This is a genomic window from Paenibacillus sp. AD87 (genome assembly GCF_001659845.1).
Lineage (GTDB): Bacteria > Bacillota > Bacilli > Paenibacillales > Paenibacillaceae > Paenibacillus > Paenibacillus marchantiae.
The window spans coordinates 2,486,663-2,512,575 of record NZ_LXQN01000007.1 but is presented as its reverse complement, the minus strand read 5'-3'; the positions used below and the strand labels follow the sequence as shown (position 1 = coordinate 2,512,575).

The 25,913-nt window shown below is 43.2% G+C and carries 21 protein-coding genes; 17 read left to right on the top strand and 4 right to left on the bottom strand.

Features of this window, described 5'->3' with window-relative positions:
- Positions 1-5: 5 nt before the first annotated feature.
- The 8 genes from gpAD87_RS11015 to gpAD87_RS10980 all read left to right on the top strand — a co-directional run bounded on the left by gpAD87_RS11015 (position 6) and on the right by gpAD87_RS10980 (position 9,102).
- Positions 6-1,025 (top strand): Gfo/Idh/MocA family oxidoreductase, encoded by a 1,020-nt coding sequence (locus tag gpAD87_RS11015; protein WP_064638313.1) that lies wholly within the window; start codon positions 6-8, stop codon positions 1,023-1,025.
- Position 1,026: 1 nt separating this feature from the next.
- Positions 1,027-2,013 (top strand): Gfo/Idh/MocA family protein, encoded by a 987-nt coding sequence (locus gpAD87_RS11010; protein WP_064638311.1) that lies wholly within the window; start codon positions 1,027-1,029, stop codon positions 2,011-2,013.
- Between the two features lie 129 nt (positions 2,014-2,142).
- Positions 2,143-3,144 carry a LacI family DNA-binding transcriptional regulator gene (locus gpAD87_RS11005; RefSeq protein ID WP_064638309.1) on the top strand — a complete coding sequence of 334 codons (1,002 nt, stop codon included), beginning with the start codon at positions 2,143-2,145 and terminating at the stop codon, positions 3,142-3,144.
- A 264-nt stretch (positions 3,145-3,408) separates the two neighbouring features.
- Complete coding sequence (locus gpAD87_RS11000; protein WP_231952513.1) at positions 3,409-4,086, top strand: SDR family NAD(P)-dependent oxidoreductase; 678 nt, start codon at positions 3,409-3,411, stop codon at positions 4,084-4,086.
- 75 nt (positions 4,087-4,161) lie between these two features.
- Entirely contained in the window at positions 4,162-5,070 is a 909-nt protein-coding gene (locus gpAD87_RS10995; protein ID WP_064638303.1) for an AraC family transcriptional regulator, read from the top strand.
- Between the two features lie 228 nt (positions 5,071-5,298).
- The gene (locus gpAD87_RS10990; protein WP_064638300.1) at positions 5,299-6,294 is read left to right on the top strand and encodes an aldo/keto reductase; all 996 of its coding nucleotides are present in this window, start codon (positions 5,299-5,301) and stop codon (positions 6,292-6,294) included.
- Positions 6,295-6,492: 198 nt separating this feature from the next.
- On the top strand, positions 6,493-7,491 hold the full coding sequence (locus tag gpAD87_RS10985) for a helix-turn-helix transcriptional regulator (protein ID WP_064638298.1): 999 nt from the start codon (positions 6,493-6,495) through the stop codon (positions 7,489-7,491).
- Between the two features lie 165 nt (positions 7,492-7,656).
- On the top strand, positions 7,657-9,102 hold the full coding sequence (locus gpAD87_RS10980; protein WP_064638294.1) for an MFS transporter: 1,446 nt from the start codon (positions 7,657-7,659) through the stop codon (positions 9,100-9,102).
- Between the two features lie 27 nt (positions 9,103-9,129).
- Here the strand turns inward: gpAD87_RS10980 and gpAD87_RS10975 are convergent, their stop codons facing one another.
- Positions 9,130-10,023, bottom strand: coding sequence for an AraC family transcriptional regulator (locus tag gpAD87_RS10975; RefSeq protein ID WP_064638291.1), 894 nt, complete (start codon positions 10,021-10,023; stop codon positions 9,130-9,132).
- 161 nt (positions 10,024-10,184) lie between these two features.
- On the opposite strand from gpAD87_RS10975, the gene gpAD87_RS10970 reads away from it, so the two are divergent.
- The 4 genes from gpAD87_RS10970 to gpAD87_RS10955 all read left to right on the top strand — a co-directional run bounded on the left by gpAD87_RS10970 (position 10,185) and on the right by gpAD87_RS10955 (position 13,717).
- The gene (locus gpAD87_RS10970; protein WP_064638289.1) at positions 10,185-11,096 is read left to right on the top strand and encodes a DMT family transporter; all 912 of its coding nucleotides are present in this window, start codon (positions 10,185-10,187) and stop codon (positions 11,094-11,096) included.
- A gap of 57 nt (positions 11,097-11,153) precedes the next feature.
- Positions 11,154-11,486: a chaperone CsaA gene (csaA, locus tag gpAD87_RS10965; protein ID WP_063564985.1), complete on the top strand. Its 333-nt coding sequence runs from the start codon at positions 11,154-11,156 to the stop codon at positions 11,484-11,486.
- A gap of 192 nt (positions 11,487-11,678) precedes the next feature.
- Positions 11,679-12,869 carry a glycoside hydrolase family 5 protein gene (locus gpAD87_RS10960; RefSeq protein ID WP_082935078.1) on the top strand — a complete coding sequence of 397 codons (1,191 nt, stop codon included), beginning with the start codon at positions 11,679-11,681 and terminating at the stop codon, positions 12,867-12,869.
- Complete coding sequence (locus tag gpAD87_RS10955) at positions 12,866-13,717, top strand: metallophosphoesterase (RefSeq protein WP_064638284.1); 852 nt, start codon at positions 12,866-12,868, stop codon at positions 13,715-13,717. Before gpAD87_RS10960 ends, gpAD87_RS10955 begins: the two co-directional genes overlap by 4 nt.
- Positions 13,718-13,782: 65 nt before the next feature.
- On the opposite strand, the gene gpAD87_RS10950 is transcribed toward gpAD87_RS10955, so the two are convergent.
- Both gpAD87_RS10950 and gpAD87_RS10945 read right to left on the bottom strand, forming a co-directional pair.
- Entirely contained in the window at positions 13,783-14,424 is a 642-nt protein-coding gene (locus gpAD87_RS10950; RefSeq protein ID WP_064638281.1) for a DUF2306 domain-containing protein, read from the bottom strand.
- Between the two features lie 49 nt (positions 14,425-14,473).
- Positions 14,474-15,508, bottom strand: a complete 1,035-nt coding sequence (locus gpAD87_RS10945; RefSeq protein ID WP_064638278.1) for a DJ-1/PfpI family protein — start codon at positions 15,506-15,508, stop codon at positions 14,474-14,476.
- A 259-nt stretch (positions 15,509-15,767) separates the two neighbouring features.
- On the opposite strand from gpAD87_RS10945, the gene gpAD87_RS10940 reads away from it, so the two are divergent.
- The 3 genes from gpAD87_RS10940 (at position 15,768) to gpAD87_RS10930 (ending at position 18,980) form a co-directional block, all read left to right on the top strand.
- Positions 15,768-16,454, top strand: coding sequence for a response regulator transcription factor (locus gpAD87_RS10940; RefSeq protein WP_064638276.1), 687 nt, complete (start codon positions 15,768-15,770; stop codon positions 16,452-16,454).
- 1 nt (position 16,455) lies between these two features.
- Positions 16,456-17,775: a sensor histidine kinase gene (locus gpAD87_RS10935; RefSeq protein WP_064638274.1), complete on the top strand. Its 1,320-nt coding sequence runs from the start codon at positions 16,456-16,458 to the stop codon at positions 17,773-17,775.
- Positions 17,776-17,978: 203 nt separating this feature from the next.
- Positions 17,979-18,980: an NADP-dependent oxidoreductase gene (locus gpAD87_RS10930; protein WP_064638272.1), complete on the top strand. Its 1,002-nt coding sequence runs from the start codon at positions 17,979-17,981 to the stop codon at positions 18,978-18,980.
- A gap of 73 nt (positions 18,981-19,053) precedes the next feature.
- Here gpAD87_RS10930 and gpAD87_RS10925 read toward each other — a convergent pair whose 3' ends face one another.
- A complete protein-coding gene (locus tag gpAD87_RS10925) occupies positions 19,054-19,899 on the bottom strand; it encodes an AraC family transcriptional regulator (protein ID WP_064638269.1) in 846 nt (281 codons plus the stop codon).
- Positions 19,900-20,231: 332 nt separating this feature from the next.
- On the opposite strand from gpAD87_RS10925, the gene helD reads away from it, so the two are divergent.
- Positions 20,232-22,661 carry an RNA polymerase recycling motor HelD gene (gene helD / locus gpAD87_RS10920; protein WP_064638266.1) on the top strand — a complete coding sequence of 810 codons (2,430 nt, stop codon included), beginning with the start codon at positions 20,232-20,234 and terminating at the stop codon, positions 22,659-22,661.
- Between the two features lie 262 nt (positions 22,662-22,923).
- The gene (locus tag gpAD87_RS10915) at positions 22,924-25,773 is read left to right on the top strand and encodes a glycoside hydrolase family 2 TIM barrel-domain containing protein (RefSeq protein WP_064638263.1); all 2,850 of its coding nucleotides are present in this window, start codon (positions 22,924-22,926) and stop codon (positions 25,771-25,773) included.
- Positions 25,774-25,913 lie beyond the last annotated feature (140 nt).

Below are 25,913 nucleotides of genomic sequence, written 5' to 3'. Positions count from 1 at the left end.
TTCATATGTTAACTATCGGTTACATTGGCAATGGAAAAAGTACAAATCGTTATCATCTTCCTTTTTCATTGAATCGAGATCATTTGAAAGTAAAAACGATATATGCTCGGCATCCTGAAAAAACAGAATGGGAGAAAGCTCCTGGTGTTCTGTATACAGATGATCTTGCAGCTTTAATGAATGACGATGACATTCAGTTGGTCGTGGTCTGTACACATACCGAATCCCATTATGAGTATGCAAAGATGGCACTGGATCACGGAAAACATGTACTTGTTGAAAAACCTTTTATGCTGACCAAAGAAGAAACCGAATCCATTTTCCAATACGCCAAAGAAAAAAATCTCTTGATTCAATGTTATCAAAACCGACGGTATGATTCGGATTTTCTGACAACCAAGAAAGTGATTGAATCAGGAAAGCTTGGCGATTTGCTGGAAGTGGAGATGCATTACGATTATTATCGACCGGAGATCCCGAATGCTACCACCCATTTTTCCAAATACAAAAGTTATTTATTCGGGCACGGTGTTCACACCATTGATCAGGTATTATCCTATTTCGGGCAACCGGACAAGATACATTACGATGTTCGTCAATTGCTGGGTCCTGGCAGAATGAATGATTATTTCGATCTGGACTTTTATTACGCTTCACTCAAAGTATCAGTCAAATCCAGCTTTTTCCGTTTGAAGCCCCGCCCGAGTTTTGTAGTATACGGCAAAAAGGGGGTATTCGTAAAACAAACAGAGGATCGTCAAGAGGAACATCTAAAGTTATTTTACCTTCCCAAAGGACATGCCGATTTTGGCAAGGATTTGCCTCAGCATTATGGTGTACTGACGTATCTGGATGACGCAGGAATATACCATGAAGAAAAAGTAACTTCTGAACAAGGCGATTATGCAAGAGTGTACGACGATATCTATGAAGCCATCAACCATGGCAAAGAAAAAGTGATTCAAGACCAAGAAACGATCGCGGTTATGGAAATATTAGAAAAAGGTATGGAGGAGTGTAGCTAATATGAAACTCGGAATTGTCGGAGCTGGAATGATTGTAAAGGATCTATTGAGCTTTATTCATGAAATTCCTGCGATTACCTTGGAGGCCATATGTTCCAGACCTAGTCATCTGGATAAATTGCTGACTCTGCAAGAGCAGTATGGAATTGCTCGAATACATTCAGAATATAGCGAAATGATTACGAATGATGAAGTGGATACGATCTATATCGGACTTCCGAATCATCTTCATTATGCATATGCCAAAGAAGCGTTATTGGGCGGCAAACATGTTATCTGTGAGAAGCCGTTCACTTCCAACCTGCAAGAATTTCTTGAACTTAAAGAGATTGCACGGCAAAAACAGCTAGTGTTGGTCGAAGCCATCACAAACCAATATTTGAAGAACTATTTGTCTATGAAGGAGAATCTGGTCAAACTGGGTGACATCAAAATTGTGGAGTGTAACTATTCCCAATATTCATCCCGCTATGAGGCTTTTCAGGCTGGAGAAGTGCTGCCGGCATTTAATCTGGAAATGTCTGGTGGAGCCTTGATGGATATTAATTTGTATAATATTCATCTGGTCGTAGGGCTTTTCGGAAGCCCGAAGAAGGTGGAATACTGGGCCAACATGGAACGCGGGATTGACACTTCAGGTATGTTGCTTTTGGACTACGGTGAGTTCAAATGTGTTTGCATAGGCTCCAAAGACAGCACGGCCCCCAATGCAATGAACATCCAGGGTAATAAAGGATATATCCATATGACGAGCTCGGCCAACAAATGTGAATCCTTTGATCTTGCGCTTCATAAGGAAACGCCGATTCGGGTAGATGATAAGGATCATCCTCATCGCATGTATGACGAGTTTGTTGAATTCGAGCGTATGATTCGTGAACAAGATCTGGAGAAAGTTACAGTTATGCTTGAGCATAGCGAGAAGGTGATGGATGTTATTGAACAAGCCAAACAGTCCTCAAATCTTGTATTTGGACCTGATCGATAATATATTCTGAAATTCCAGTATGATTGTATCTTTTTGTGCATTTCCCAAGATGACTGTGTTAAAATGCGGTGAAAGATATAAAAATTCATTTGTCAGTGAACCAATAACAGTCTTCTTGGGGAGTATTTAATGATAACGATTAAAGATGTAGCAAAGTTAGCGGGTGTCGCGAGTTCAACCGTATCCTATGTACTCAACGGCAAAAAACATGTAAGTGAGCAGACAAGACAGAAAGTGCTTGCAGCAGCAAGTGAGCTTAATTACATCAAGCACGGAGCCGCATCCGAATTAAAGCGAAAAAACACACAAACGATTGGTGTTATTGTTCATGATATGTCCGTTCCCTATTTTTCCGACTTGGTGAGTGGAATTGAATCCAGCGCCATAAGTCAGGGATATGATCTGATCGTATGCAGTTCTTTAGGCGGAGAGCGATCGACAGCCGCACGCTTTATCAGAGAGAGAAGGCTGGACGGCGTGATTGTAATCGCTGAAAATATTGAAGATGAGTTGTTGTTGCAGGCTGCTGAAACGGGTTTTCCTATTGTTGTGATGGACCGGGAACTCCAAAGTGAGCATATTGTAAATGTTCTGATGGATGATGAGCAGGGTGGTTATATGGCAACCCGTTTCCTTCTGGATAAAGGTCATCGCGCAATAGCCTATATTAGTGGACCTTTAAGTTCGGATTGTAATCTGATGCGATATCAGGGTTATCTGAGAGCTATGCATGAAGCAGGGGTGGAAGAGAATGAGAATTGGAGACTTGGCGGCCAATTTCTGAAAACAGGTGGCTACAACGCAGCCAAGTTGCTAATGGAGGGAGAGCTTCCAACGGCAGTCTTTTTTGCAAATGATGAAATGGCCATTGGAGGCTTAGAGGCTTTTAAAGAACATCAGGTCTCCATACCTGAAGATCTATCCATTATTGGATTTGATAACATACATGTATCCGAATACTTAAATCCACCTCTTACGACTTTTCGACAACCCAAAACAGACGCAGGCTCCTTTGCTGGACATGTACTCATTCAAATGTTAAAAGGAGAGGCTGTTGAGTCTACTTATAGGATCAATATACAGTGTGTCGAACGTGACTCTGTTTCGCAGATGATCCTTTCTGAACGATGAGTGCACACACATTTTCAATGAACAGCCCTACAGCCCTAATCACGGGGCTGTTTTTCTTTTTGTAGAAACCATCCATCACATTCGCCATATCTGACACTTGTCTTAAAGTCACAATGTTGACAAGAGGAGAACTCTCCGTTTAATATTTAATAGAAGTTAAGTGGAGAACTCTCCTCTTATCCTTTAAGTACGCCATTTTAGAAAATGATTCAAATTGTTCGCTTCATAATAACAATCTGAGAGGATGGATTGAAGATGGTATTGATGAAGAATAAAGTAGTCATTGTTACAGGTGCAGGAACCGGCCTTGGTAAAGCTGTGGCGATAAAACTGGCTGAAGAGGGAGCACAAGTTGTTTTAGTTGGACGTCGAAAAGAAAAATTGCAGGACGTGGCACAGATCATAAAAAACTCAGGAGGCCAATCTTTGATCATTCCTGCGGATATAACGGATCAGGATGACGTTCAGCGCCTCCGTGACCAAGTGCTGGAACAGACAGGACGGATAGACGTATTGATCAACAACGCAGGGGGTACAGGTGCGCACATCCCCATTCATGATATGACATTGGAAACATGGGATGATAACATCCGCCTCAATTTATATAGTCCATTTTTGGTGACCAAAACATTTCTTCCAATCATGAGAGCTCAGCAGTATGGACGCATTGTATCCATTACTTCCATAATGGCCAATCTGAACTATCCGGGATTTGGGGCATATTCAGCTGCCAAAGCAGGGCTGGAGGCATTAATGAGAACGACAGCAATTGAGGAAGCCAAACATGGAATATTGGTTAATATGTTCGATCCGGGCAATTTGAGAACTGAACAAAATCCAAGGGGTGAGAAGGAACCGGATTCAGTTGTTGATAAAATTGTTAATCTTGCTACCTTGACGGAAAATGGCTCCAGTGGAGAAGTTGTCAGAGCACTAACGTAGGTTAGAGAAGCCCAAAAACATTGATTTCCGTTTCCTGTTATTCTATTATTAAAAGCTAAAAAGGTGGGACTATCCATGTCCATGAGAAACGGAAAGATAATCAAGGCACCACAAGAGCTGGAACGTGCACCAGACAAACAAGGAAGCTTAAAACAGAATGGGTTATCCGTCATTCAATTCTGTTTACACACACAAGGGACAACAGGCTCCTTTTTTCTGAAAGATCATATGTTGTTGTTCGTTATATCAGGCATGTACACGGTTCGATTTAAGGATCAGGAGTACACTGTACGCAGTAATGAAATGGTGTTTCTTCACAAATCAATTCGCATTGATTACATAAAGTCGGGTGAACAAGAATCAGAGTTCATACTGGACTATATGATGTTTTTCCTGAACGAAAATATGCTTGCGGAGTTTATTCAGTTTTCTGGCTTCAAACCGACGGATACCGTGAATGAAATCATGCCGGTGTCCATTATTCCGGTCAATGAACTCACTCGCTCTTATATAGCGTCATTGAAACCCTATTTCGAAAATCCAGATGAGGTAAAGGACGGTCTGATCCGCCTCAAATTCATGGAACTCCTGTTTCATCTGGCACAGGCCAATGATCATTTCTTACACCAACTTCTGCAACCGAATCATGATAAAAACAGTAACTTCGGCAAAATAATGGAGGAGAATATCACCAATCCCATCTCCATAAGTGATCTGGCTTATTTGTCCGGCAAAAGCCTGTCTACCTTCAAAAGGGATTTTCAGGCCCTCTACCACACTTCACCCTTGAAATGGATTCGTAATCAGAGGCTGGATAAAGCCAAGAAACTGTTGGCCGAGACGTCTCTGTCCGTTACCGATGTCTGTTTCTCAACAGGTTTCGAAAACGTTACCCATTTTTCCAAAGTGTTTAAGCTTCAGGTCGGGCTTCCACCCTCGGAGTTTAGACAGCAATGCAAACGAAGCGAGGGAAAAACAACATAAAGCCAGCTTAATCGGTCCATACTTTAAGCATAAGTGACTATGTACCACTGTTGAGTAAAGCGCTTCGCGATAAAATATCGTGAAACGCTTTTTCCTTATTCGAGACAAATGAGCTAAATAAACAAATCCAATGAGCTTAGCAGCAAAGAAATGCATCTATTTTCTTGTTATTCTTGTCTCATGCGTTACAACGTTGTCTCAACCTAAATGTCTGAGGAGGATTAACCAATGGAATATGTGAAATTAGGAAATACAGGCATGGATGTATCTCGACTTTGTCTTGGCTGCATGGGATTTGGTGAACCAGGGCGTGGATTTCATCAATGGGTGCTGGATGAAGAGAATAGTCGTCCCGTCATTCAGAAAGCCTTGGAGTTAGGTATTAATTTCTTTGATACAGCAAATGTATATGCAGGCGGAACAAGTGAGGAGATCCTCGGTCGGGCTCTCAAGGACTACGCTAATCGAGATGAAATTGTCCTTGCAACAAAAGTCTTTTCCCGCATGCATGATGGTCCGAATGGCGCCGGACTTTCTCGAAAGGCAATTATGAGTGAGATCGACAAGAGCCTCAAGAGGCTGGCAACGGACTATGTGGATTTGTATCAAATTCACCGCTGGGACAACCATACCCCTATTGAAGAGACCATGGAAGCATTACATGATGTGGTGAAGGCAGGGAAGGCAAGATATATTGGTGCTTCTGCCATGTCAGCATGGCAATTCCAAAAGGCTTTATATGTCGCCGAGAGAAATGGATGGACCCGCTTTGTATCGATGCAGAACCACTATAACCTGATCTACCGTGAAGAGGAAAGGGAAATGATGCCTCTTTGTCAGGAAGAGAAAATTGGTGTAATTCCTTACAGTCCACTTGCTTCTGGCCGGTTGACCAGGGATTGGCAGGAAACAACACAACGTTCCGAGACGGATCAGGTTCAAAGGGCAAAATACGATGCAACAGCCAGCACCGATCAATTGGTAGTAGAGCGGGTTGCAGAAATCGCCGAAAAACGCGGCGTTCCCCGGGTACAAATCGCTCTTGCCTGGTTGCTGCACAAGAATCCGGTTACAGCTCCGATTATTGGCGCTACGAAGACATCTCATCTCGAAAATGCAGCTGAAGCTCTGTCGATTGCATTAACATCAGAAGAAATGGCGTGCTTGGAAGAGCCGTATGTACCTCATCCGGTATATGGACTTAATGTTGGATTTAAGTCATAAGGTCCCATGCGTTCTCAGGTGTTGTTTCTAGCACATGCCTGATTTCTGCATAATTCAAATAATTGTGATGGAGTTTATCTTTGATAAACTCCATTTTTGTGATATATATATTCCTATCTATAGGCTTCGGGAAATATTGAATTTAGCAAAGAGGAAGTAGCGCAGAGAATTTCTAAATGGGTATAAGAAGGTGTCTTTTTGACTCTATATATAGTTAACAGCGAGGTACACAGCCTTTTTGATCAATTTACTGGTCTGATACAAGCACAATCCCGGCTTCAGACATGGGAGCAACATATTACGATTCCGCTAGAGATGGGCCAAGGAGGCATACACAGAACACGTATCCGTCCGGGTATGGAAATTGTTATAACGGATGTGACCTATGTCCAGGATATGAAACTTCGTATTCAGGAGGCTTGTCCGTTATTTGAGATAAGTTATTGTCTTAATGGCGATATCTATTGTGAGTGGGAAGGGAAGGAAAGCTATACCCATCATTGGACAGGCAACGTGTTATTTTTCGAGGATGAATTGGTATATGAAGAGAAAAAAGCTGACGTCCGGCATCATATGCTTGAAATTCGCTTATCCCCGCAGGAACTGTTGCATTATGCGGCAGATATAACCGAGGAACAGAAAATGCAGTCCTGGCTGCAGCGCTATAAAGGAAACATTGATAACTATCCCAATACACCGGAGATCCATCGATGTGTTTCGGATATGTTGAGTTGCACGTATAATGGAGCCTTGAAAAGGTTGTACATGGAGAGCAAATCCATGGAATTGATAGCATTGTTTGGTGAAGTAGAAGGGCATCAGGTGCTAAATGAAAAAAGCTTCCTGAGCCGTGATGATATGGCGAATCTTGATTATGCCAGGGAATTGGTTATTCGCCATTTTGAACAACCCTTATCCATTCAGGAGCTGTCCAGAAAGGTCGGGATCAATGAATTCAAGCTTAAAAAGGGATTTCGCGAACGCTTTGGCATGACTGTATTTGAGCTGGTACGCAAGCAAAGAATGGAAATGGCGCTTTATTATATGGAAGTACAGCGAATGAATGTCGGAGAAGCGGCGGTATCCGTTGGCTATAGTAATGTCAGTAATTTTGCGACAGCCTTTCGTAAGATTTATGGATATAACCCCAGTGAGCACCTCAAAATGTTACCTCAACGGGATATAAAAACCGATTAGGGCAATTCAGAAGGAATTTCAGACATGAGGATCATGTTGAGATTCCTTTTTTTGTTTGCCCACGCTCCTTCTATAGGGATAGAAAATCCCTTTGCAGGTAGACCCTCTCTTACCAATAACTGATAATTATTATCAATTGGACAAGGATAGGAGAGGATCATAATCATGCATAAATCAACTGCTACAGTTACAAGTGAAGCATATACAGCACCACAGGTGGACCCGCGCCGCTGGATGGCTCTAATTCTGATTTTGTTGCCAACACTGCTGATTTCGTTGAACAATTATATGATACAGGTGGCTCTTCCAATGATGCAATCCAGCATAAAAGCAAGCTTTGGCGAGGCCCAGCTTATTTTTTCTGGATATTCGTTAGGACTTGCAGTTGCATTGATTCTGGGTGGGAAACTTGGGGATATATATGGTCGAAAACGCATGTTATGGATTGGCGTATTAGGCTTCACCCTGATGGGTCTGCTCGGTGGCCTGGCTTCTCATCCAACGATACTCATTGCCATTCGTATCATCCAGGGTCTATCTGCAGCGATGATCCAACCCCAGGTTTTGTCGATTATACAGAGCAGCTTTCCGGCGAGCGTAAAAGGGTTTGTTTTTGCCATCTATGGTGCTGTTATCGGTGTAGGTTTTACACTTGGTATCATATTAGGCGGCATATTAGTGGACTGGAACCTGTTCAATCTTGGCTGGAGGATCGTTTTTCTATGCAATGTGCCAATAGGATTGCTTGTACTAGCAGGACTCCGTATCATTCCCGAATCTCGGGGACATTACAGGCAGAGTATTGACTGGCTCAGCACGGCTGTGGTCATGTTCGGCTTGCTTATGCTCATTTATCCGTTAACGATCGGGCAAAAATCAGGATGGCCGTTATGGACTTGGGGCTGTGTGTTTGGCTCACTCTTGCTGCTATTCCTATTCGTGCTTCGGCAGAAACGGAGGGAAGAGGCAGGACGCACGCCGTTAATGGAGCTATCCATTTTCAAAATAGGTTCGTTTCGGATAGGTATTATCACAGAAATCGTTGTATATCTGAGCATGTTCTCTTTTTTCTTCATCTTAAATTATTATGTTCAGGTGGGATTACAATTGGATGTTCAATCAACCAGTCTTGTTTTTTTGCCGCTAGGCCTTGGATTTTTCGCCACTTCATTATTGTCCTCGCGGATGGTGAAAAGGTGGGGAGATGCGGTATTGAAAGCAGGTACACTTACCATGGGTGGAAGTGTATTTTTACTGATGTGGTCTTTGCATACGGATGCCGTTCATTTATTCCATTACCACAATATATTGATTCTCTTGGTGTACGGGCTTGGTCTGGGCATGGCCACAACCCCACTCGCCAATACGATCTTGAATCGCGTGCCAGCGGCCTCGGCAGGAACCGGATCAGGGCTGTTCACAACCTTTATGTATTTGGCGAACACATTGGGTGTGGCAATGATCAGCATGTTATTTTCTGAAGCACTGCGCTCGCCTCTTGACGAGGCCGGCCTTGGGGATTATGTAAGAGCTTTTTCCATCTCAAGCGCCGCAAGCGGCATACTTGCCTTTGTTGCTTGTGCCTGCATATTCCTGTTAAAAGAAAAGTGAAGTAATTGCACCAGATCAATTCTTTCTTTAATGTTTGATCTCATTACTCGAATTCCGAAAACCCTTAGGTGTTTGGTTTTGATGTTTTTTGAAAGACTGAATGAAGTTATTTACATGATTAAAACCAACCCTATGAGCTATTTCGGTTACTGTATAATCGGTTGAAATTAATAACTCCATGCTCTTTTTGATCCGGTACTTAATTAAGTAATCATACGGTGTCATATGAATGGTCTTCTTAAAACTCCGTGTGCACTCCGAGATGCTCAGATGTGCTGTATCAGCAATTTCTTGCAGTGTGATATTCGTTGAATATTGTTGATGGATAAAGCTGAGCATGAGTTGAAGGCGCTCTTGCTGAAGTTTTACATATTTGGGCGCTTCCTCGGAGGAAAGCGTAATATTATGAATCAATATTAGCCACAATTGTACGGTTTTGATGGAAACCTCATATTCCCATCCCCATTTTTTTTTCATATCAAATCTCTTTTTCATATCCCATAACATATCTAGCACAATCTGTTGCCATTCTGCATCGCCCTTGATTACCAGCGAAACCAGGGCAGAGTCCGTATAAGGTAATACATAATTTTTCTCCATGGCACTATCCGCGTAGAAGGCTAATAGCTTTTCAGGGAAATTAAAGCTCACATATTGTCCGTTAGGAGTCAGATGCGTCGTAACATGCAGGACTCCCTTATTAATTAGGATAGCTTGACCAGCCAATAGCTCATGATCAACACCGTTTACCTGTATAACTAACCTTCCTTGAGTAACCAATGTAATCTGTAGCTCTTCATGCCAATGCAGGTCATTAAATCCCCTACCTTCAGGAATAATTTTCTCGGAATTAGCTGTGTACATAATGTATGGAAATGAAGCATCAGGGAAAAGAATCGTCTCGTGAAGCTGCTTTGACATTTAAATGTGTCCTTTCGAATGATGATATTTATATATAATATAGCGATATTATTACACAATTAAAACATTAACGATGATATTATTATATCCAATCTTTGTTTTATCACCATAATCCTGTGCACAGAATTTGGATAGAACATGTTGAAGGAGCAAGTTTAGAAATGAATAAATCGTTGTATCCGCCTCATCCGTACATGCTGCTTTTTATCAGCATTTTGTCCATCTCTATCTCTTCCATATTGATAAAGTCCTCAGAGACGCCAACCTCTGTAGCTGGGATGTACAGATTGTTCATAACTGTAATACTAATGCTTCCTTTTGTACCTTGGAAAAGTCTTCGAAACCTTAAGATGAGCAAAAAAGATTGGAGTGTTGTGTTGTTAGCCGGACTCTTTCTCGGGTTACATTTCTTATTCTGGATGGAGTCATTGGTGCATACCTCTGTTGCAAGTTCCATGGTCATTTTATCGTTGCAGCCCTTATTTGTAATGGTCGGGTCATATTTCATCTTCAAGGAACGAGCAAATATGGTTACCATCCTATGCATGGTCACTGCTCTTGCAGGATCAGTCATTATCGCATGGGGCGACATCGGGGTGTCAAGAGAGGCACTGATCGGAGATGGATTATCTTTATTAGGTACAATCGCGGTTTCGGCATATATGCTTGCTGGACAAAAAGTAAGTCATAAAATCGATGCAAATGTGTACAGCGTTATTGTTTTCTTCCTTGCGGGAAGTGTCTTGCTTATCTACAGTCTATTCAATCATATCTCCCTGACCGGATATAACACTTCAGATTGGATGTATTTCTTGTTGCTTGCCATAATTCCAACCATCTTTGGACAATTACTAATTAATCTATTATTGAAATCTTTAGGCGCAACGACTTTATCTGTGGGTATTATTGGAGAGCCTGTTCTTGCCATCATACTCGCCTTTGTATTTCTGGGAGAAATCATCTCTCTGTTTCAGTTTATAGGCGGGATGATGACAGTACTCGGCATGGGGGTGTATTTTTGGGCAAAATCATTGCGTTATACCACTTCTAACGTTTCTGAGTATCGAACTTGACATGAATTTACAGGAATTATTTTAACCATTAGACAAGTAGAAGAGGAGAATATATATATGGCTACCATTGATGATTTTTTGAAACTGGATATTCGCGTCGGAACCGTTACAAAAGCTGAGTTTTTTGCAGAAGCGAAAGTGCCTGCGATCAAACTTGAGATTGATTTTGGACAAGACATTGGAATAAAAAATTCTAGTGCACAAATTACTAAAAGATATGCAGCCGAGGAACTGATCGGGAAACAAATCATAGGGGTAGTCAACTTTCCACCGCGCCGGATAGCCGGGTTTAAATCAGAAGTATTGGTTCTGGGAGGAATACCCGAAAAAGGGGATGTCGTTCTGTTAAAACCAGATATCAAACTGCCCGATGGAACTCCGATTGGATAATAGCTCGTTTTGTCATATTGGCGTAACAGACAACGGGTAAGATGGCTATCGAGGTGAGTGACTTTGAAGAAAATATCAACCAAATCGAGTTGGCCTATCAAAAAAAATGTTTTACTCTCAGCGGCCATTTTGATTGCACTAGCTGGATGCAGTTCTAATTCAGCTTCTCCAAAGCCATTGGAGATTTCAGGGATGAACAGCAGTCAGGAGGAGAAGGAGGCCGTTCCTTCGGAGAAAATGAGCTATTGGAATGAACAGCGAAAAGGGACTAATTTTATGAACTCCACATCCCTCCCTGACAACTATGAAGCAGCCAAGGAACAGGGCATAGAGTTTGTACGGCTTGCGCCCGATAAGTGGAGTAAGGATCGAGATTTTTTGTTTAACGACAAGCCAGATGCCAATATCAACGCAGATTTTTTGATAGGCAGCTCGGATAAGTACGAAGGTATCGTGGAAGAGGATTTTGCCCGACTCAAAGCGGATCTGGACGCCGCGGAAGCTAAAGGGATGAAAGTGATTATTACGGTGCTTAGCTTACCGGGAGATCGTTGGCGGCAGTTCAACGGGGCTAAAAATGATGATCGGATCTGGAATGATACTGAATATCACAAGCAGGCCGCTCAGTTTTGGAAGGATCTTGCACAACGATTGAAGAATCATCCTGCCGTCATCGGCTATAACCTGATTAATGAGCCTCATCCGGAAACGGGTACGGGTTTTCATGACTTCTGGACGCAGGATTATTCAGAGTGGTATACCAAAGTGGAACATACCGCAGCTGATCTGAATTCACTCTATGACACGATAACCAAAGAGATCAGGACGGTAGACCAGACAACTCCCATTATTCTGGATTCGGGGCTCTACGCAACACCTTGGGCTTTTACGTATCTGAAACCGATTAATGATCCTAACGTGTTGTATGCTTTTCATATGTATGAGCCTTATGAGATGACAAGCCAGAACAAGAAAAAAGGATTTACGTATTCTTATCCGGGGAGCGTAAAGGTTGGAGATGATGAGACGGAAAAAGAGTTTAACCGTCAGACTCTGAAACAATTTGTCGAGCCAGTCGCCAAGTGGGCTTCGGATCATAACATACCTGCGAACCGGATTATAGCTTCGGAATTCGGAACGAACCGAATGGTTCAAGGTGCAGATCGCTACATGGCGGATCTGATATCTATCTTTAATGAATACGGATGGCATTGGGCTTTCTATGCATTTCGTGAAGATACATGGGATGGGATGGACTATGAATTAGGCAGTGAGAAGCCCAACTGGAAGTATTGGGATGCCATTGAAAAAGGAGAGCAGCCAGTACGCGGTACGGCAGACAATCCGATTTGGAATGAGATTAAGGAAAGCCTGACGAAGTGAAATGGAGAAAGATCACCATTGCATTATTGCTTGTTCTATTAGGAAGCGGCTGTTATGCAAGGGAGATTGAACCTAAAGCTCTGGCAGTAACTCGCCTGGATATCGTCAATGAATTCGTGCCAATATCTATGAATGGAATTCAAATCGTGCAATTCTCTGACACCCACTTGGGTCCCGATTATTCGGTGGATCAGCTTCAATCCTTAGTTAATCGTATGAATCGTCTGAAGCCAGATATCGTGGTGTTTACTGGAGATTTAATGGATCATTACACACGCTTTGGCTCAGCTAATAGAAAGAAAGCACAACGAGTGTTAGCGGAAATACATGCACCTCTCGGAAAATATGCGGTTTACGGCAATCACGACAGGGGAGGCGGCGGCAGCCAAAAGTATAAGCAGTATATGGAGGACGCGGGGTTTACCGTATTGGTCAATGAGGTGCACACGATTCGTACCGCCACAGGGGATACAATAAACATAGCCGGACTTGATGATTTTTTGCTTGGAAAGCCGCAAGTTAAGCGTACGCTGCAATCGCTCCGAAAAGAGGATTTCAACCTGCTACTCGTTCATGAACCGGATGTTGCGGATCAATTGAGCGCATATCCGATTGACCTGCAGCTGTCCGGCCATAGCCATGGAGGGCAAGTCAGAATTCCTTTGATCAAACCGCTTATCACAACTGCATTAGCTCACAAATATGTCGCAGGACTATACTCTTTGCAAGGCAAAAGCAAGCCGCTAAAGCTATATGTCAACCGAGGAATTGGAACCACCCGAATGCCTCTTCGCTTCTTCGCAAAACCGGAGTTAACCGTGATCCGTTTGACTGCCACAGTAAGCTGATGTTAACTAAGTAAAGCTCCACTCATGGCAAATGCAACCTAGAATGCAGAACAGCCTCCGAAAAATTATTCGGAGGCTGTTTTCAATTTGAAGTTCATTCTGATGATGAATTCTGGAATAACTAGCAGCAAAGCAATAGAGCCATAAATACTTATAGTGTAGCTTGTAACATAAGCCAACCCGAATCCCAGATGAAAAAGGAAAGTGATGAGGTGAATCAACATGTTCGTGAAGCAAAAGGCATAACTTCGAATCATCCAGTTCCGGTGTTGAACCATTCGTTTCTGTTTAATTTGAATGAGAGCGGTAATTGTAATGAATAGCCAGATGATATTAAGCGCATTGAAACCGATACTGCTTATTTTTCCTCCAGTAGCGTAAGGGGCCATATAACCGGAAGTCAGTACAACAAGCGCTACGGACACAATGTAAACATAACCGTTTATACGGTGGAACCTACGGCTCTTTTCAAAAATCCGATTAGAGAAGTTGAGTAATCCAGACGCCATGGCCAAACATGCAAACGCAACATGAACGTACATGACATTCAGCCAGATCGGAAGATGAAGCTCGCGCTTCGAACCGGTCTTATGGCTTAAAAAGCTTGAAGCTTCTGGGTCTATCCAATAGTTCTTCACTAGAACATACACAATAAATAAAATACTGACGCAGGCCAGCCATCCGTATAACGTTCCTTGTTTCTTCATATCAAACTACAACCCCCGAAACTCTTTTTTGTGCGCATAGCTAACCAGGCTAGTTTATTCGTTTTCCTGTTAATTTGGAAGCAGGAAGAAGGCCAGCCTTAGCGATTCCATTCATTTGATCTCCATCCACGGCAACTTCGAATTTCAGATTCAAACGCATAGGTTTGGTAATTGACAGGCTCCAGGTTAACTTGTTGTCGCAGAGTACAGGGTTCAAAAATGGGATTGTTTCGTTACCTTGTGTTGCTGTGCCCTGGATCACATCGGAAATTGTCTTTATGTAGAGTTTGACCTCCAGTTTACCGACAGGTGTAGCGATTTTTGTGTCCCAATTCCCATCAAAGACGGTTGTCTGAGTTTTCTCATTAAGCAATATGCCAGAGGTCACTACCGTTTGATTCATTACAATGTTCGGTTCGTTGTCCGTCAACGACTTGTGAGTGCTGGGTGCAATGCCTTTTGCTCTCCAAACGGTTCCTCTTCGCTCATACTCAAACAACTGCTCTATCTCGTGTGCGATACGTGGCCCCAGTTCACGTTCGACCAGATACAACGCAACATCAAGCCCCGAGGTCACACCGCCGCCAGTAACCAGATTACCATCATCCACTACGCGTGCCGGGACAGGAATTGCCCCAGTCGCACCAAGTAAATCCATACCCAAACGATGTGTTACAGCAGATCTTCCTTCCAGGAGTCCTCCCATAGCTAACAAGAGGGAACCACCGCAGACTGTAGCGACTAAGATGTCTTTGTGGTCGAGAGCTGTCTTGATCATTGTAGTCAATTCCGTATTCATGGCTTTACCAAGAATGGCAGGAATCGAGTCTGGACCATCTCCTGCAACATTACCGGCTGCACCAGGCACAAGTATGATACCCCCACGTTCCGGGTCAAGAGTGTTGTTCGCTTCAATTGTCAAACCATTCATACCACTAGTCACTGGTCTTGGACCTTCAGCCGTGACCATCTCTACTCTTACGGCGTTGTCGGTATGCATGGAAGCGGCGCAAAATACTTCGTAAGGTGCAACGGCATCCAATAGGTCGAAGCCATCAAATAACACGATTTGAACAGTTAACATTTCATCCATCCCCTTATCTTTATTTCGTCAAAAGATTCTTCAGCATGTGATATTCTTCTTGTCAATTTAGCCTTTTGCCATTCGACTGGACAAATTAGAATATAAGTCGTCCGTACTCACAGTTAGAATCGTAACAAACGAATATCTCAAAGGAAGTCCTAGAAAGGTCACAAAACTATAAACAAATCATCACAGAATTTAGTCTCGACTTGGTAAAGGAAGAAAAAATGATAAACTAGATGGCAGAGGTGGGATAAGCATGAGTATGTATCATACGATACTTGTTGTAGATGATGATCAGAGCATCGTCGAGCTATTAAGGGACTTTCTAGAGAATGACCAATTTCACGTAAAGACTGCTTGTGATACGGAACAAGCTTGGGCCATACTGCAACAGCATTCCATAGATTGCATTGTACTGGACATTATGATGCCCGGACAAAACGGATTTGAGCTATGCCGTCGAATTCGAGGGGACAGCAATGTTCCAATTCTTTTCTTGAGTGCTCGCAGTGATGATGTGGACAAGATCCGTGGCCTTACGCTCGGAGGAGATGATTATATCGTCAAAACGGCTTCGCCTGGGGAAATTGTTGCCAGAGTGAAAGCTGTTTTGCGGCGCACTACTTCCAGGAAACCCATGGAAGGGAAGATCTTAGATTATGGACGCATCCAGTTAAATTTGACTGCAAGAGAAGTCCTAGTCGAAGGAGGAAAAGTCGAGCTTACACCTAAAGAATATGAGTTGTTGCGATTATTTGCGGAGCACCCGAGGCAGGTTTTCTCCTACGAACAACTGCTTGCAAAGTTTTGGGAAGGTGTAGGCGACAGGCATACCATTCGGGTTCATCTTAGCCGGCTTCGCGAAAAAATTGAATCCGATCCAAACCATCCACAATTCCTCATCAACGTGTGGGGAGTAGGATACCGTTTTGAGGGAGTGTAACATGAGAAAACTCCGTATTCGTACATTTACTATGCTTTGTTTATTCTTCTTGCTTACATTGCCTTGGATCTTTTTTGTCACGGCTCACTTTATGGACACTCAGTCGTTTAGCATCTCTTCAAGCCAACAGCAAAATGAAACGCTCAGTGAGATGATCCACATGATTGAAGTTGGTACGGATAAATGGACGGATACCGGTTGGCAAAACGAACTTCATACTGAGTTGAGCAAAGCAAAGATGGATGTGGAGATTGAATCTGCGTCTAATTCGGAAATATATCGTTCCAGCCCGAAGCGTCACAGTCGATTCTCGTCGACCGAACAGTTCTCTGTCATAAAGGAGGGGGAATTGCTGGGGAGGGTTGTTCTTTATCTTCCTAAATCCAACGGAGTTCCAACGATTGCGGCATTTTTCGGACTGCTGCTTTCTTTCTTTGTGGTTGGAGTTGAAATGAGAAGATTCCTCCTTAAACCTCTTGAGAAAATGAGCGAGGCGGCCAGACAAATTGCAGCAGGACATTGGGAAGTCCAATTACCTAAATCCAGAATCGCGGAAATTGCCGAAGTCCGTGATGGATTCGAAGTTATGGTGAAGGGGCTTGAACAATCCCACCGTAAACAAGTGGAGCTTGAGGAAGAACGCAGATTTGTCACCGCAGCCGTTGCACATGATTTACGCACACCGTTGTTTGCCTTGCGGGGGTATTTGGATGGATTGGAACAAGGAATAGCTCAGTCACCGGAGAAGGTCACCCGATATATTGCCGTATGCAAAGAGAAATCCGCTCAATTGGATCGATTGGTTGAGGACCTCTTCACTTTTACAAAAATGGAGTACTTAGAAAGTGAACTTAACACGAGAACGCTAGATTTAACACAGATCCTCCGAAGATCGATAGAGAGTGTGAGTCCACAAGCTGAGCAGAAACATATTTCTATCTTAAACCAATTAACTGACGGTTGTTGTATTAACGGAGATTCGTATGTATTGGAGCGTGCGATGAACAATATATTGGAGAATGCCGTTAGATATACGCCATCAGGTGGCGCAATAACAGTCCAATGCTTTAAAGACGGCAATAAAATTAGGTTTACTATCCGTGATACCGGACCTGGCTTCTCTTTCGAAGAATTAGAGCGCGTTTTTGAACCTCTGTATCGTGGGGAAACGTCTCGAAGTCGTGCAACTGGAGGCAGTGGATTAGGATTAACGATCTCACAACGAATGATGAAGCAACATGGAGGCGAACTTATGGTAAGTAACCACCCTGACGGTGGAGCAGTTCTGGCAGGATGTTTACCGCTAACTGACCCTAATTAAAAAGATTTGTGCGGTCCTTGTCTCCTAAGATTATGGTATGTTATTTAACGCGTATTACGATGGATTTTGACTTCAGACTGGAAGAGAGGTAAGCCTTATTCCAGCTTCCAGTCTGGAGATCTCGATATTATGCTTGATTTGTTAACGTGTTAGATATAATATGTTCGTATGTTTAAACTCTTAAACGTAATGGAGTGATTTAAATGCAAGCCATGGTAATTGAGAAATACGGGAAGAATGTTCCCTTGATACAGAAAGAAATGCCTATTCCTCAAATCGGAGATCATGATGTATTGGTGGCAATTCATGCAGCAAGCTTAAATCCGATTGATTTTAAAATAAAAGAGGGCAAGGTAAAGCTCCTGCTGAATTACAAGATGCCATTGATCCTTGGAAATGATTTTTCCGGTGTTGTGGTCAAGGTTGGTAAACAGGTGAACGCTTATAAACCTGGAGATGAGGTATATGGCAGACCTCGTAAAGACAGAATTGGAACTTTGGCTGAATACATTGCTGTCCATGAAGAAGACATCGCGCTGAAGCCCCAAAACTTAAACTTTGAAGAAGCAGCATCCATACCACTGGTCGGTCTTACGACATATCAAGCCTTTTACGATATTTTGAACCTCCAGAAAGGCCAAAAAATATTAATTCATGCAGGATCAGGAGGGGTTGGCACGTTCGCCATCCAGTTGGCCAAATTAATGGGAGCTTATGTTGCCACTACTGCCAGCGATAGAGGTTACGCATTGGTCCAATCCCTTGGTGCCGATCGTATTATCAATTATCGTAAAGAAAATTTTGAAGAAATACTGTCGGGATATGATGCGGTGTATGACACGATAGGAGGCGAGGTGCTGGAAAAATCCTTCCAAGTACTTAAGCCGAATGGGAAAATAGTATCTATTTCCGGTTTGCCGAACGCGAGATTCGGGCGAGAAGCCAAATTAGGCTGGTTAAAGACAGCACTGTTATCGATTGTGAGCCATAAGATTACAACTCTTGAGAAGAAAAACCAAGCAAGATATCATTTTCTGTTTATGAAACCAAGCGGGTTGCAATTAGAGCGAATAAAGGGTTACTTGGAGGAAGGTCTCATTAAACCGGTGATTGATAAGGTTTATGATTTCAAGGATGTCGGGCAAGCATTTCAGTATCTTGAAGGTGGAAGTGCCAAAGGAAAGGTCATCGTTAAAATGAAGTGAAGTGTTCAATGGAGATGGATACCGTTCTTGTCCGAATTGAGGGCAAGAACGGATACTATAATTCTCATTCTCTTTATTTTATCGGTATCCAGATTTGTGGCGGCTTGTGAGGTCCTGGATATACTTCAAGTTCAGGTATACCCGCATGCTCGTAAGGGTTGGAAGAAAACCATTCAGAAATAATCTGCTTCCATAAACGCTGCATACTTTCTGGCATCGAACCTTCAACTTCAAAGACACTCCATTTAGAAGCTGGAATTGTGAAGGATGATAATCCTTCAGGCACTTCACCATCATAAGCCGTAGCAATCCAATATTCCATCTGCTTCTCCTGGATTTCGTTCTGATCCACACAGACGCCTAGCAATCCTTGAATTACACCATTATTCAAATCAAATAAACGATCTTCTGTACCACTCGTATACGCATCCTGCCACATTTTGGCTATGCCTCGTAAGTTTTCCCCATCGATATAAGAGAAAGCCTGCTTTATCCCTACTAATGTAAACGCAGCTTGTTCAACAATTCTGTGATTCATTGGTTCTGCTCCTTTTAGACTTAATTGAATAACCAAACGATTATACGATTTGATAGAAGTACTGTTCTTACGTGCTTCACTGGGGGCAATTCCGTGCTGCCTCCGAAAAGCTTTGGAGAAAGATTCAGGAGTGTCATATCCATACTTGAGCGCCAGATCAATGATTTTGTGATCACTCTGTATAAGTTCATTTGCTGCCAAGGTTAACCGTCTTCGTCTGATATATTCGGCTACCGTAACATCAGTTAATAAGGCAAACGTACGTTGAAAATGAAAGGGAGAAATATGAGCTTGAGCTGCAATTTTCTCCATAGTCATATTTTCGAGTAAATGTTCTTCCATATATGCAATAGCTAGCTGTAATGATTCGATCCAGTTCATACGGTTAACCACTCCTTGATTCCTATAATAGATGAAGACTGATTCAAGAACCTGTCATTATGTGCTTTCATTTGTCCGGTTAGAGAAAGGGGAAGAGGGAAACCCAATAAACACGTAAAAAAGATGGCCCCTGATAAATTCAAAGGCCATCTTTTGGCAAACGAAAAAAAGAATTGAACGAAAAATAACGCTATGATATAATCGTTAGCGCCATTGGCAAACAAAATTAAAGTATGTACTTATTTTTATCCCTACTCTAATTTTACATCTGGAATTTTGATTTGTCAATGCTCTTTTTCATCCCAAAAATAGGAAAAGGAGTGGTTAGAGAGATGCAAACAAAAGATTGGCAGCTGGAACAGGAACGTCTAGAGTCTGTAGGGAGCAAACTGCAGGCCAGAATCACAGAATTGGAGCCAGAGGTTGCCGGAATGCGTGACCAGGCTTCGGAAATTCGCAAGCGCTTTTGGGAAGAAGTTACGATCAACACTAGCACCCATGAAGATTTCGAAGAGACCTTCTACACCATTAACCAGCAGTCTGCGGTATTGGCCGAGCGGGAACGTGGTCACATGCGGTTGACGCAGCAATGGAATAACATGAAACGTTTGCTCCCGTCCCCCTATTTTGGCCGCATCGACTTTCAGGAGAAAGGTCTAGCCCACATCGATCAGATCTATATCGGCGTATCTTCTTTTGTCGACCAAGATGGATTGAGCTTTCTGATCTATGATTGGCGTACACCGATCGCGAGCATGTACTACGATTCTTCCCCCGGCGTAGCGTCCTATGTGACGCCGATCGGAAGAATCGATGGCACAATAGAGCTCAAACGGCAATTTCAGATCCATAACGGAGAAATCAACAACATGTTTGATGCAAATGAAACGATTGGAGACCAATTGTTGCAGCAAGTGCTCGGCAAAGGTGCGGATTCACAAATGAAAAGCATCGTGGCAACCATTCAGAAGGAACAAAACGCCATTATCCGTAATGACACAAGCCGAATGCTTATCGTACAAGGAGCAGCTGGTAGCGGTAAAACTTCCGCAGCCTTGCAGCGGGTGGCGTACTTATTGTACAAACACCGCCAGACGATCAGTGCTGATCAGATCGTTCTTTTCTCACCGAATCCGATGTTTGGCAGTTATATTTCCACTGTCCTTCCGGAGCTCGGTGAAGATAATATGCAGCAGACCACTTTTCAACAATTTCTCGACTATTGGCTCGGCTCTTCGTTGCGTCCGGAGGATGTTTTTGATCAGATTGAATATGTACTGACCGCGCATGAAGCTCCAGGCTATGAGGCACGGCTTCAAGGAATCGAATATAAAGCTTCAGATGCTTTTTTGCAGGCCTTGCAGAACTATGGAAACTGGTTGGGGCAGGAAGGCATGCGATTCAACAGCATTCGGTTTCGAAATCGTAATTTGATTACGGCGGAGCAAATGAGAGACAAATTTTACGGTTATGATCGCTCCCTGCCCTTGTTAAATCGCGTTGTACTCTTGCAGGAGTGGCTGCTGAAAGAGCTGGCTTCCCTGGAACGTATGGAACGTGAAGAATCATGGGTACAGGAAGAATTGAATTATCTCGACAACGATCAGTATGCGGATATCTTCGAAGTACTGCATAAAGATAAGGAAGTATTTGATATCGCGGAACAGTACGCCCAAATTCGTGAGAAAATAAGCAAGAAGCGTCGAGAAGATGAAGGTGATTTTGACTTTGCCCAGAAGGAGGAGGAACTGCTCGGCCGCAAGATCGTGAAAGAACGGTTTAGCCCACTAAGAAAAGGTATCAAGAAATTCTCGTTTGTTGATATCAAAGGTATATATGGCGAATTGTTTGTTGACGAAGCCACTTATCGGGAGAAAACGAATGCTACGGTTATCCCCTCGCTATGGCCTGAGATATGCAGTCAAACCAAGGAAAGCCTGCTCCGGAACGAGTTGTTCCATGAGGATGCGACTCCCTACTTGTATGTAAAAGAACTGATAGAAGGTGTCCGGACAAACACGGAAATCAAGTATGTCTTCGTTGATGAAGGTCAGGATTATTCAACATTTCAATATGAATATCTCAAAAAGCTGTTTCCCCGTGCCCGTATGACCGTGCTCGGCGATTTCGGGCAAGCGATCTTCACGCAGGCTACTAATTTGGCCGCAGCTGATTCACCATTAGTCCGTCTCTACGGTGAAGCCAAAACAAGTCTTTTCTCCCTAGTACGCAGTTATCGCTCAACGAAGGAGATCGTTGAATTTACAAGAGCGATGCTTCCAGACGGAGATGAAATTGTACCCTTTGAAAGAAAAGGCCTAAAGCCCCTGCTGACGAGAAGCAACGACAGAGAGAAGCTGGATGCACAAATGGTGGCAGATATCGCTGCGCTAAGAGCCGAGGGCTTTGATTCCATCGCTATTATTACGAAGACCGCCGCCGAAAGCCACAAGGCCCATGAATCGTTACAGATTCAAGGAGGCGAAGCGTTGCAGCTCGTTACGAAGGAAACGTTCAACTTTGAAAAAGGTGTAATGGTCATTCCTGTGTACCTTGCCAAAGGTGTCGAGTTCGATGCAGTCTTGGTCTATGATGCTTCGTCTGGAGCTTATGGCCGCGACAATGAACGCAAGCTTCTTTATACGGCGTGTACGCGCGCTATGCATCACCTTCATCTGTACACGACGGGCGATTGGTCGCCTTTCATACAGCCCTTGCCAGCGGATTTGTATGAGGAATCAGAGGCCTATACAACCAAGTAAACATGCCGGGACTGTCAGATCTAACAGCGTATGAGAATTGAACTACTCAAATAAGTAGCACTAGTCGCCTTTTAGGCGACTTTTTTTGAATTTCTAAGTCATTATAGAGACGAACTTGTCAGCGATAACCTTTGGATTATTTCCATATTGTTATACTCAGCATAAATTTTATTATATGGGTGGACTAAGATTACAGTTATATAATAGAAATACGTAAACAGAAGAATAGATTGCATACATAAAGTATAGAGGAGCTAAGATCATGTTAACCAAAATGAACTTGCAGGGAAGCTGGGAGCTTCAACTGGATGAACATAAACAAGGCGCTCAAGGCCCATTTGACGATACCATAACGCTGCCGAACTCGACTTCTCATGCACGCAAAGGAAGAAAGAATGATGTGGCTCACATCGGGTCTTTGACTGATGAATATGCATATGAAGGATGGGTGTGGCTGAAAAGGGAGATTGATATACCTTCAACGCTTGCTGGCAAGAAATGCAGTTTGTATCTGGAACGCACGCGCATAACCAAGTTATGGGTCGATGGTGAAGAAGTTGGAGTGCAGGATAGCCTCAACACCCCCCATGTGTATATCTTACCGGAAGGGCTATCGGAGGGAAAACACACCCTCATCATCCGGGTCGATAATACGGACTATCCGACGAAAGGCGGGCATCTTACATCCGTCGATACTCAGACCAACTGGAACGGAATTACCGGGAAGCTGGAGATTCAATTTTACCACGAGGTGCATATGGGTGAGGTACAGATCTATCCCAATGCTAAAGAGCGAACATTCAGAATCACAAGTACATTGTCCAAATCGATATCAGGTACTGTATTGTCCGTTACTGCGCGAACCTTCAAGCCCCTTTTAAAAGAGACTCATGGATATGTGGCATCAGACAGAAATCATGTGGTGAATGAGCAAACCTATCCATGCAGCCAGAACGAAGTTAATGTGCTTTACAAGATGGGAGACGACGCATTGCTCTGGAGTGATTCAGATCCACATCTGTATGTGCTGACCCTTACTCTGTTGGGGGAACATGGCGATGTGCTGGATACAACCGAAATCATAACAGGACTGCGAGATTTTGAAGCTAATGGAGATGCTTTTACGATCAACGGTCGAAAGACCTTTCTTCGCGGAAAACATGATGGTCTAATCTTCCCGCTTACAGGTTACGCGCCAACCGATGTGGATGAATGGCTGCGAATCCTGAGTATTTCCAAATCATATGGTATAAATCATTATCGTTTTCATACCTGTTGTCCGCCTGAAGCAGCGTTCACCGCTGCAGATATGCTTGGTATATATATGGAGCCTGAATTGCCATTCTGGGGTACAATCACGGATGAACTCGACCCACAGCATAATCAGGCTGAACAGGACTATCTCATTCGTGAAGGCTTCGCCATGCTCAAGGCGTTTGGGAATCACCCTTCTTTTGTAATGATGTCACTCGGTAATGAACTTTGGGGCAGTAAAGAAAGACTGAATGCCATTATCAAAGCGTATAGAGCATTTGATCCACGCCCTCTGTACACCCAGGGTTCAAACAATTTTCAGTTCACTCCGCTGATTCTAGAGGAAGAAGATTTTTACTGTGGCGTACGTTTTTCCAAAGATAGACTTTTCCGCGGCTCCTATGCCATGTGTGATGCCCCGTTGGGTCATGTTCAAACCGACGTGCCTGGTACTCTGAAGGACTACAACGACATGATCTTGCCAGATAGGACAGTTTCGGAGAATGAGGGAATTCAAGCAGATGAATCGGAGATTCAAATTCAATATGGAACGGAAGCCAAGACCGTGAAAGCCGCTTCTGTTGAAGAACAGCTCATTCCGCATCTACCCGTCATTTCCCATGAAATTGGACAATATGCCATGTACCCGAATTATGAAGAGATCGAGAAGTATACCGGGTCACTGAAGGCAAAAAACTTCGAGGTGTTTCGGGAACGATTGCAATCCAAAGGAATGGGACATCTGGCTGAACCCTTTTTCAAAAGTTCTGGAAAACTTGCAGTAGCCTGCTATAAGGAAGAGCTTGAGGCGGCATTTCGATCCAATCATCTGGCAGGATTTCAATTGCTCGATCTTCAGGATTTTAGTGGACAGGGGACCGCACTGGTAGGTATTTTGGATGCCTTCATGGATTCGAAAGGGGTGGTTACTCCCGAGGAGTGGAGAACGTTTTGCTCCGATGCAGTCCTTCTGGCCCGATTCGAGAAATTTAACTACAATTCGGGAGAAGATTTCAATGCCTATATTCAATTAAGGTACTACCGAACAGATTCATTGAGGGGTCAGACTGTGGAGTGGGAAATGCGTGATTCGGATCAGCGGATTGCACAAGGAAAAGACGAGATTTCCTTTATCTCTGGAGAAACTTGGTTTGAAATAAGTCAAATAAAGTTCAAGCTGCCTGATGTGAAAAAGATGACGCCAATCACTCTATCCCTGCATATTCCAGGTACCGATATTCGGAAACAATATGACCTATGGGTATACCCTGATCATGATGTGACAGCTATTGAACAAGACTATATTTATAAGGAATTGTCCGATGAAGTAATTGCCTTACTTGAAAAAGGTGAGAGCGTGCTGCTGCTCCCAACACTCGAAGATAACGACAGTTCAGTCGAAGGCACATATTGTACCGATTTCTGGTGTTATCCGATGTTCCGATCCATTTCGGAAAGCATGAACAAGCAAGTTCCCATCGGTACACTCGGACTTCTAATCAATAACGCACACCCTGCATTGAAGCACTTTCCAAGTGAGACCCATTCCACTTATCCTTGGTGGCATATCGTTATGAATTCACGGTCTATTATTTTGGATAAGGTCGCAGAGAATGTTCAACCTTTCGTTCAAACCATCGATAATTTTGAACGTAATCATAAGCTGGGGCTGCTGTTTGAGTGCCAAGTTGGAAAAGGCAGGCTGCTGGTCGGAGCACTAAATTATGATAAATTGATTTACCACACAGAAGGGCGCCAGTTACTTTACAGCCTTGCACAATATGTAAAAAGTGAGGGCTTCCGACCGGAAGCCAAGATAGAACTGGATGAGCTTCAACAGTTGTTAGGCAAGAAATAGAAACTGCATAATGCAGGTTATTACCGATAAGAACATACACCGATCAGATTCGCCATACTAAACGAGAAGTTTGTTTTCAGAAACTAACAAGAAACCCTTCGAACTGTTTTTTTACAGTTCGAAGGGTTTTTCTTTAATTA

Coding starts and splice junctions, on each gene's coding strand:
- gpAD87_RS11015 (WP_064638313.1), top strand. CDS start 6: ATGTTAACTATCGGTTACATTGGCAATGGAAAAAGTACAAATCGTTAT.
- gpAD87_RS11010 (WP_064638311.1), top strand. CDS start 1,027: ATGAAACTCGGAATTGTCGGAGCTGGAATGATTGTAAAGGATCTATTG.
- gpAD87_RS11005 (WP_064638309.1), top strand. CDS start 2,143: ATGATAACGATTAAAGATGTAGCAAAGTTAGCGGGTGTCGCGAGTTCA.
- gpAD87_RS11000 (WP_231952513.1), top strand. CDS start 3,409: ATGAAGAATAAAGTAGTCATTGTTACAGGTGCAGGAACCGGCCTTGGT.
- gpAD87_RS10995 (WP_064638303.1), top strand. CDS start 4,162: ATGTCCATGAGAAACGGAAAGATAATCAAGGCACCACAAGAGCTGGAA.
- gpAD87_RS10990 (WP_064638300.1), top strand. CDS start 5,299: ATGGAATATGTGAAATTAGGAAATACAGGCATGGATGTATCTCGACTT.
- gpAD87_RS10980 (WP_064638294.1), top strand. CDS start 7,657: ATGCATAAATCAACTGCTACAGTTACAAGTGAAGCATATACAGCACCA.
- gpAD87_RS10975 (WP_064638291.1), bottom strand. CDS start 10,023: ATGTCAAAGCAGCTTCACGAGACGATTCTTTTCCCTGATGCTTCATTT.
- gpAD87_RS10970 (WP_064638289.1), top strand. CDS start 10,185: ATGAATAAATCGTTGTATCCGCCTCATCCGTACATGCTGCTTTTTATC.
- csaA (WP_063564985.1), top strand. CDS start 11,154: ATGGCTACCATTGATGATTTTTTGAAACTGGATATTCGCGTCGGAACC.
- gpAD87_RS10960 (WP_082935078.1), top strand. CDS start 11,679: ATGAACAGCAGTCAGGAGGAGAAGGAGGCCGTTCCTTCGGAGAAAATG.
- gpAD87_RS10950 (WP_064638281.1), bottom strand. CDS start 14,424: ATGAAGAAACAAGGAACGTTATACGGATGGCTGGCCTGCGTCAGTATT.
- gpAD87_RS10945 (WP_064638278.1), bottom strand. CDS start 15,508: ATGTTAACTGTTCAAATCGTGTTATTTGATGGCTTCGACCTATTGGAT.
- gpAD87_RS10940 (WP_064638276.1), top strand. CDS start 15,768: ATGAGTATGTATCATACGATACTTGTTGTAGATGATGATCAGAGCATC.
- gpAD87_RS10935 (WP_064638274.1), top strand. CDS start 16,456: ATGAGAAAACTCCGTATTCGTACATTTACTATGCTTTGTTTATTCTTC.
- gpAD87_RS10930 (WP_064638272.1), top strand. CDS start 17,979: ATGCAAGCCATGGTAATTGAGAAATACGGGAAGAATGTTCCCTTGATA.
- gpAD87_RS10925 (WP_064638269.1), bottom strand. CDS start 19,899: ATGAACTGGATCGAATCATTACAGCTAGCTATTGCATATATGGAAGAA.
- helD (WP_064638266.1), top strand. CDS start 20,232: ATGCAAACAAAAGATTGGCAGCTGGAACAGGAACGTCTAGAGTCTGTA.
- gpAD87_RS10915 (WP_064638263.1), top strand. CDS start 22,924: ATGTTAACCAAAATGAACTTGCAGGGAAGCTGGGAGCTTCAACTGGAT.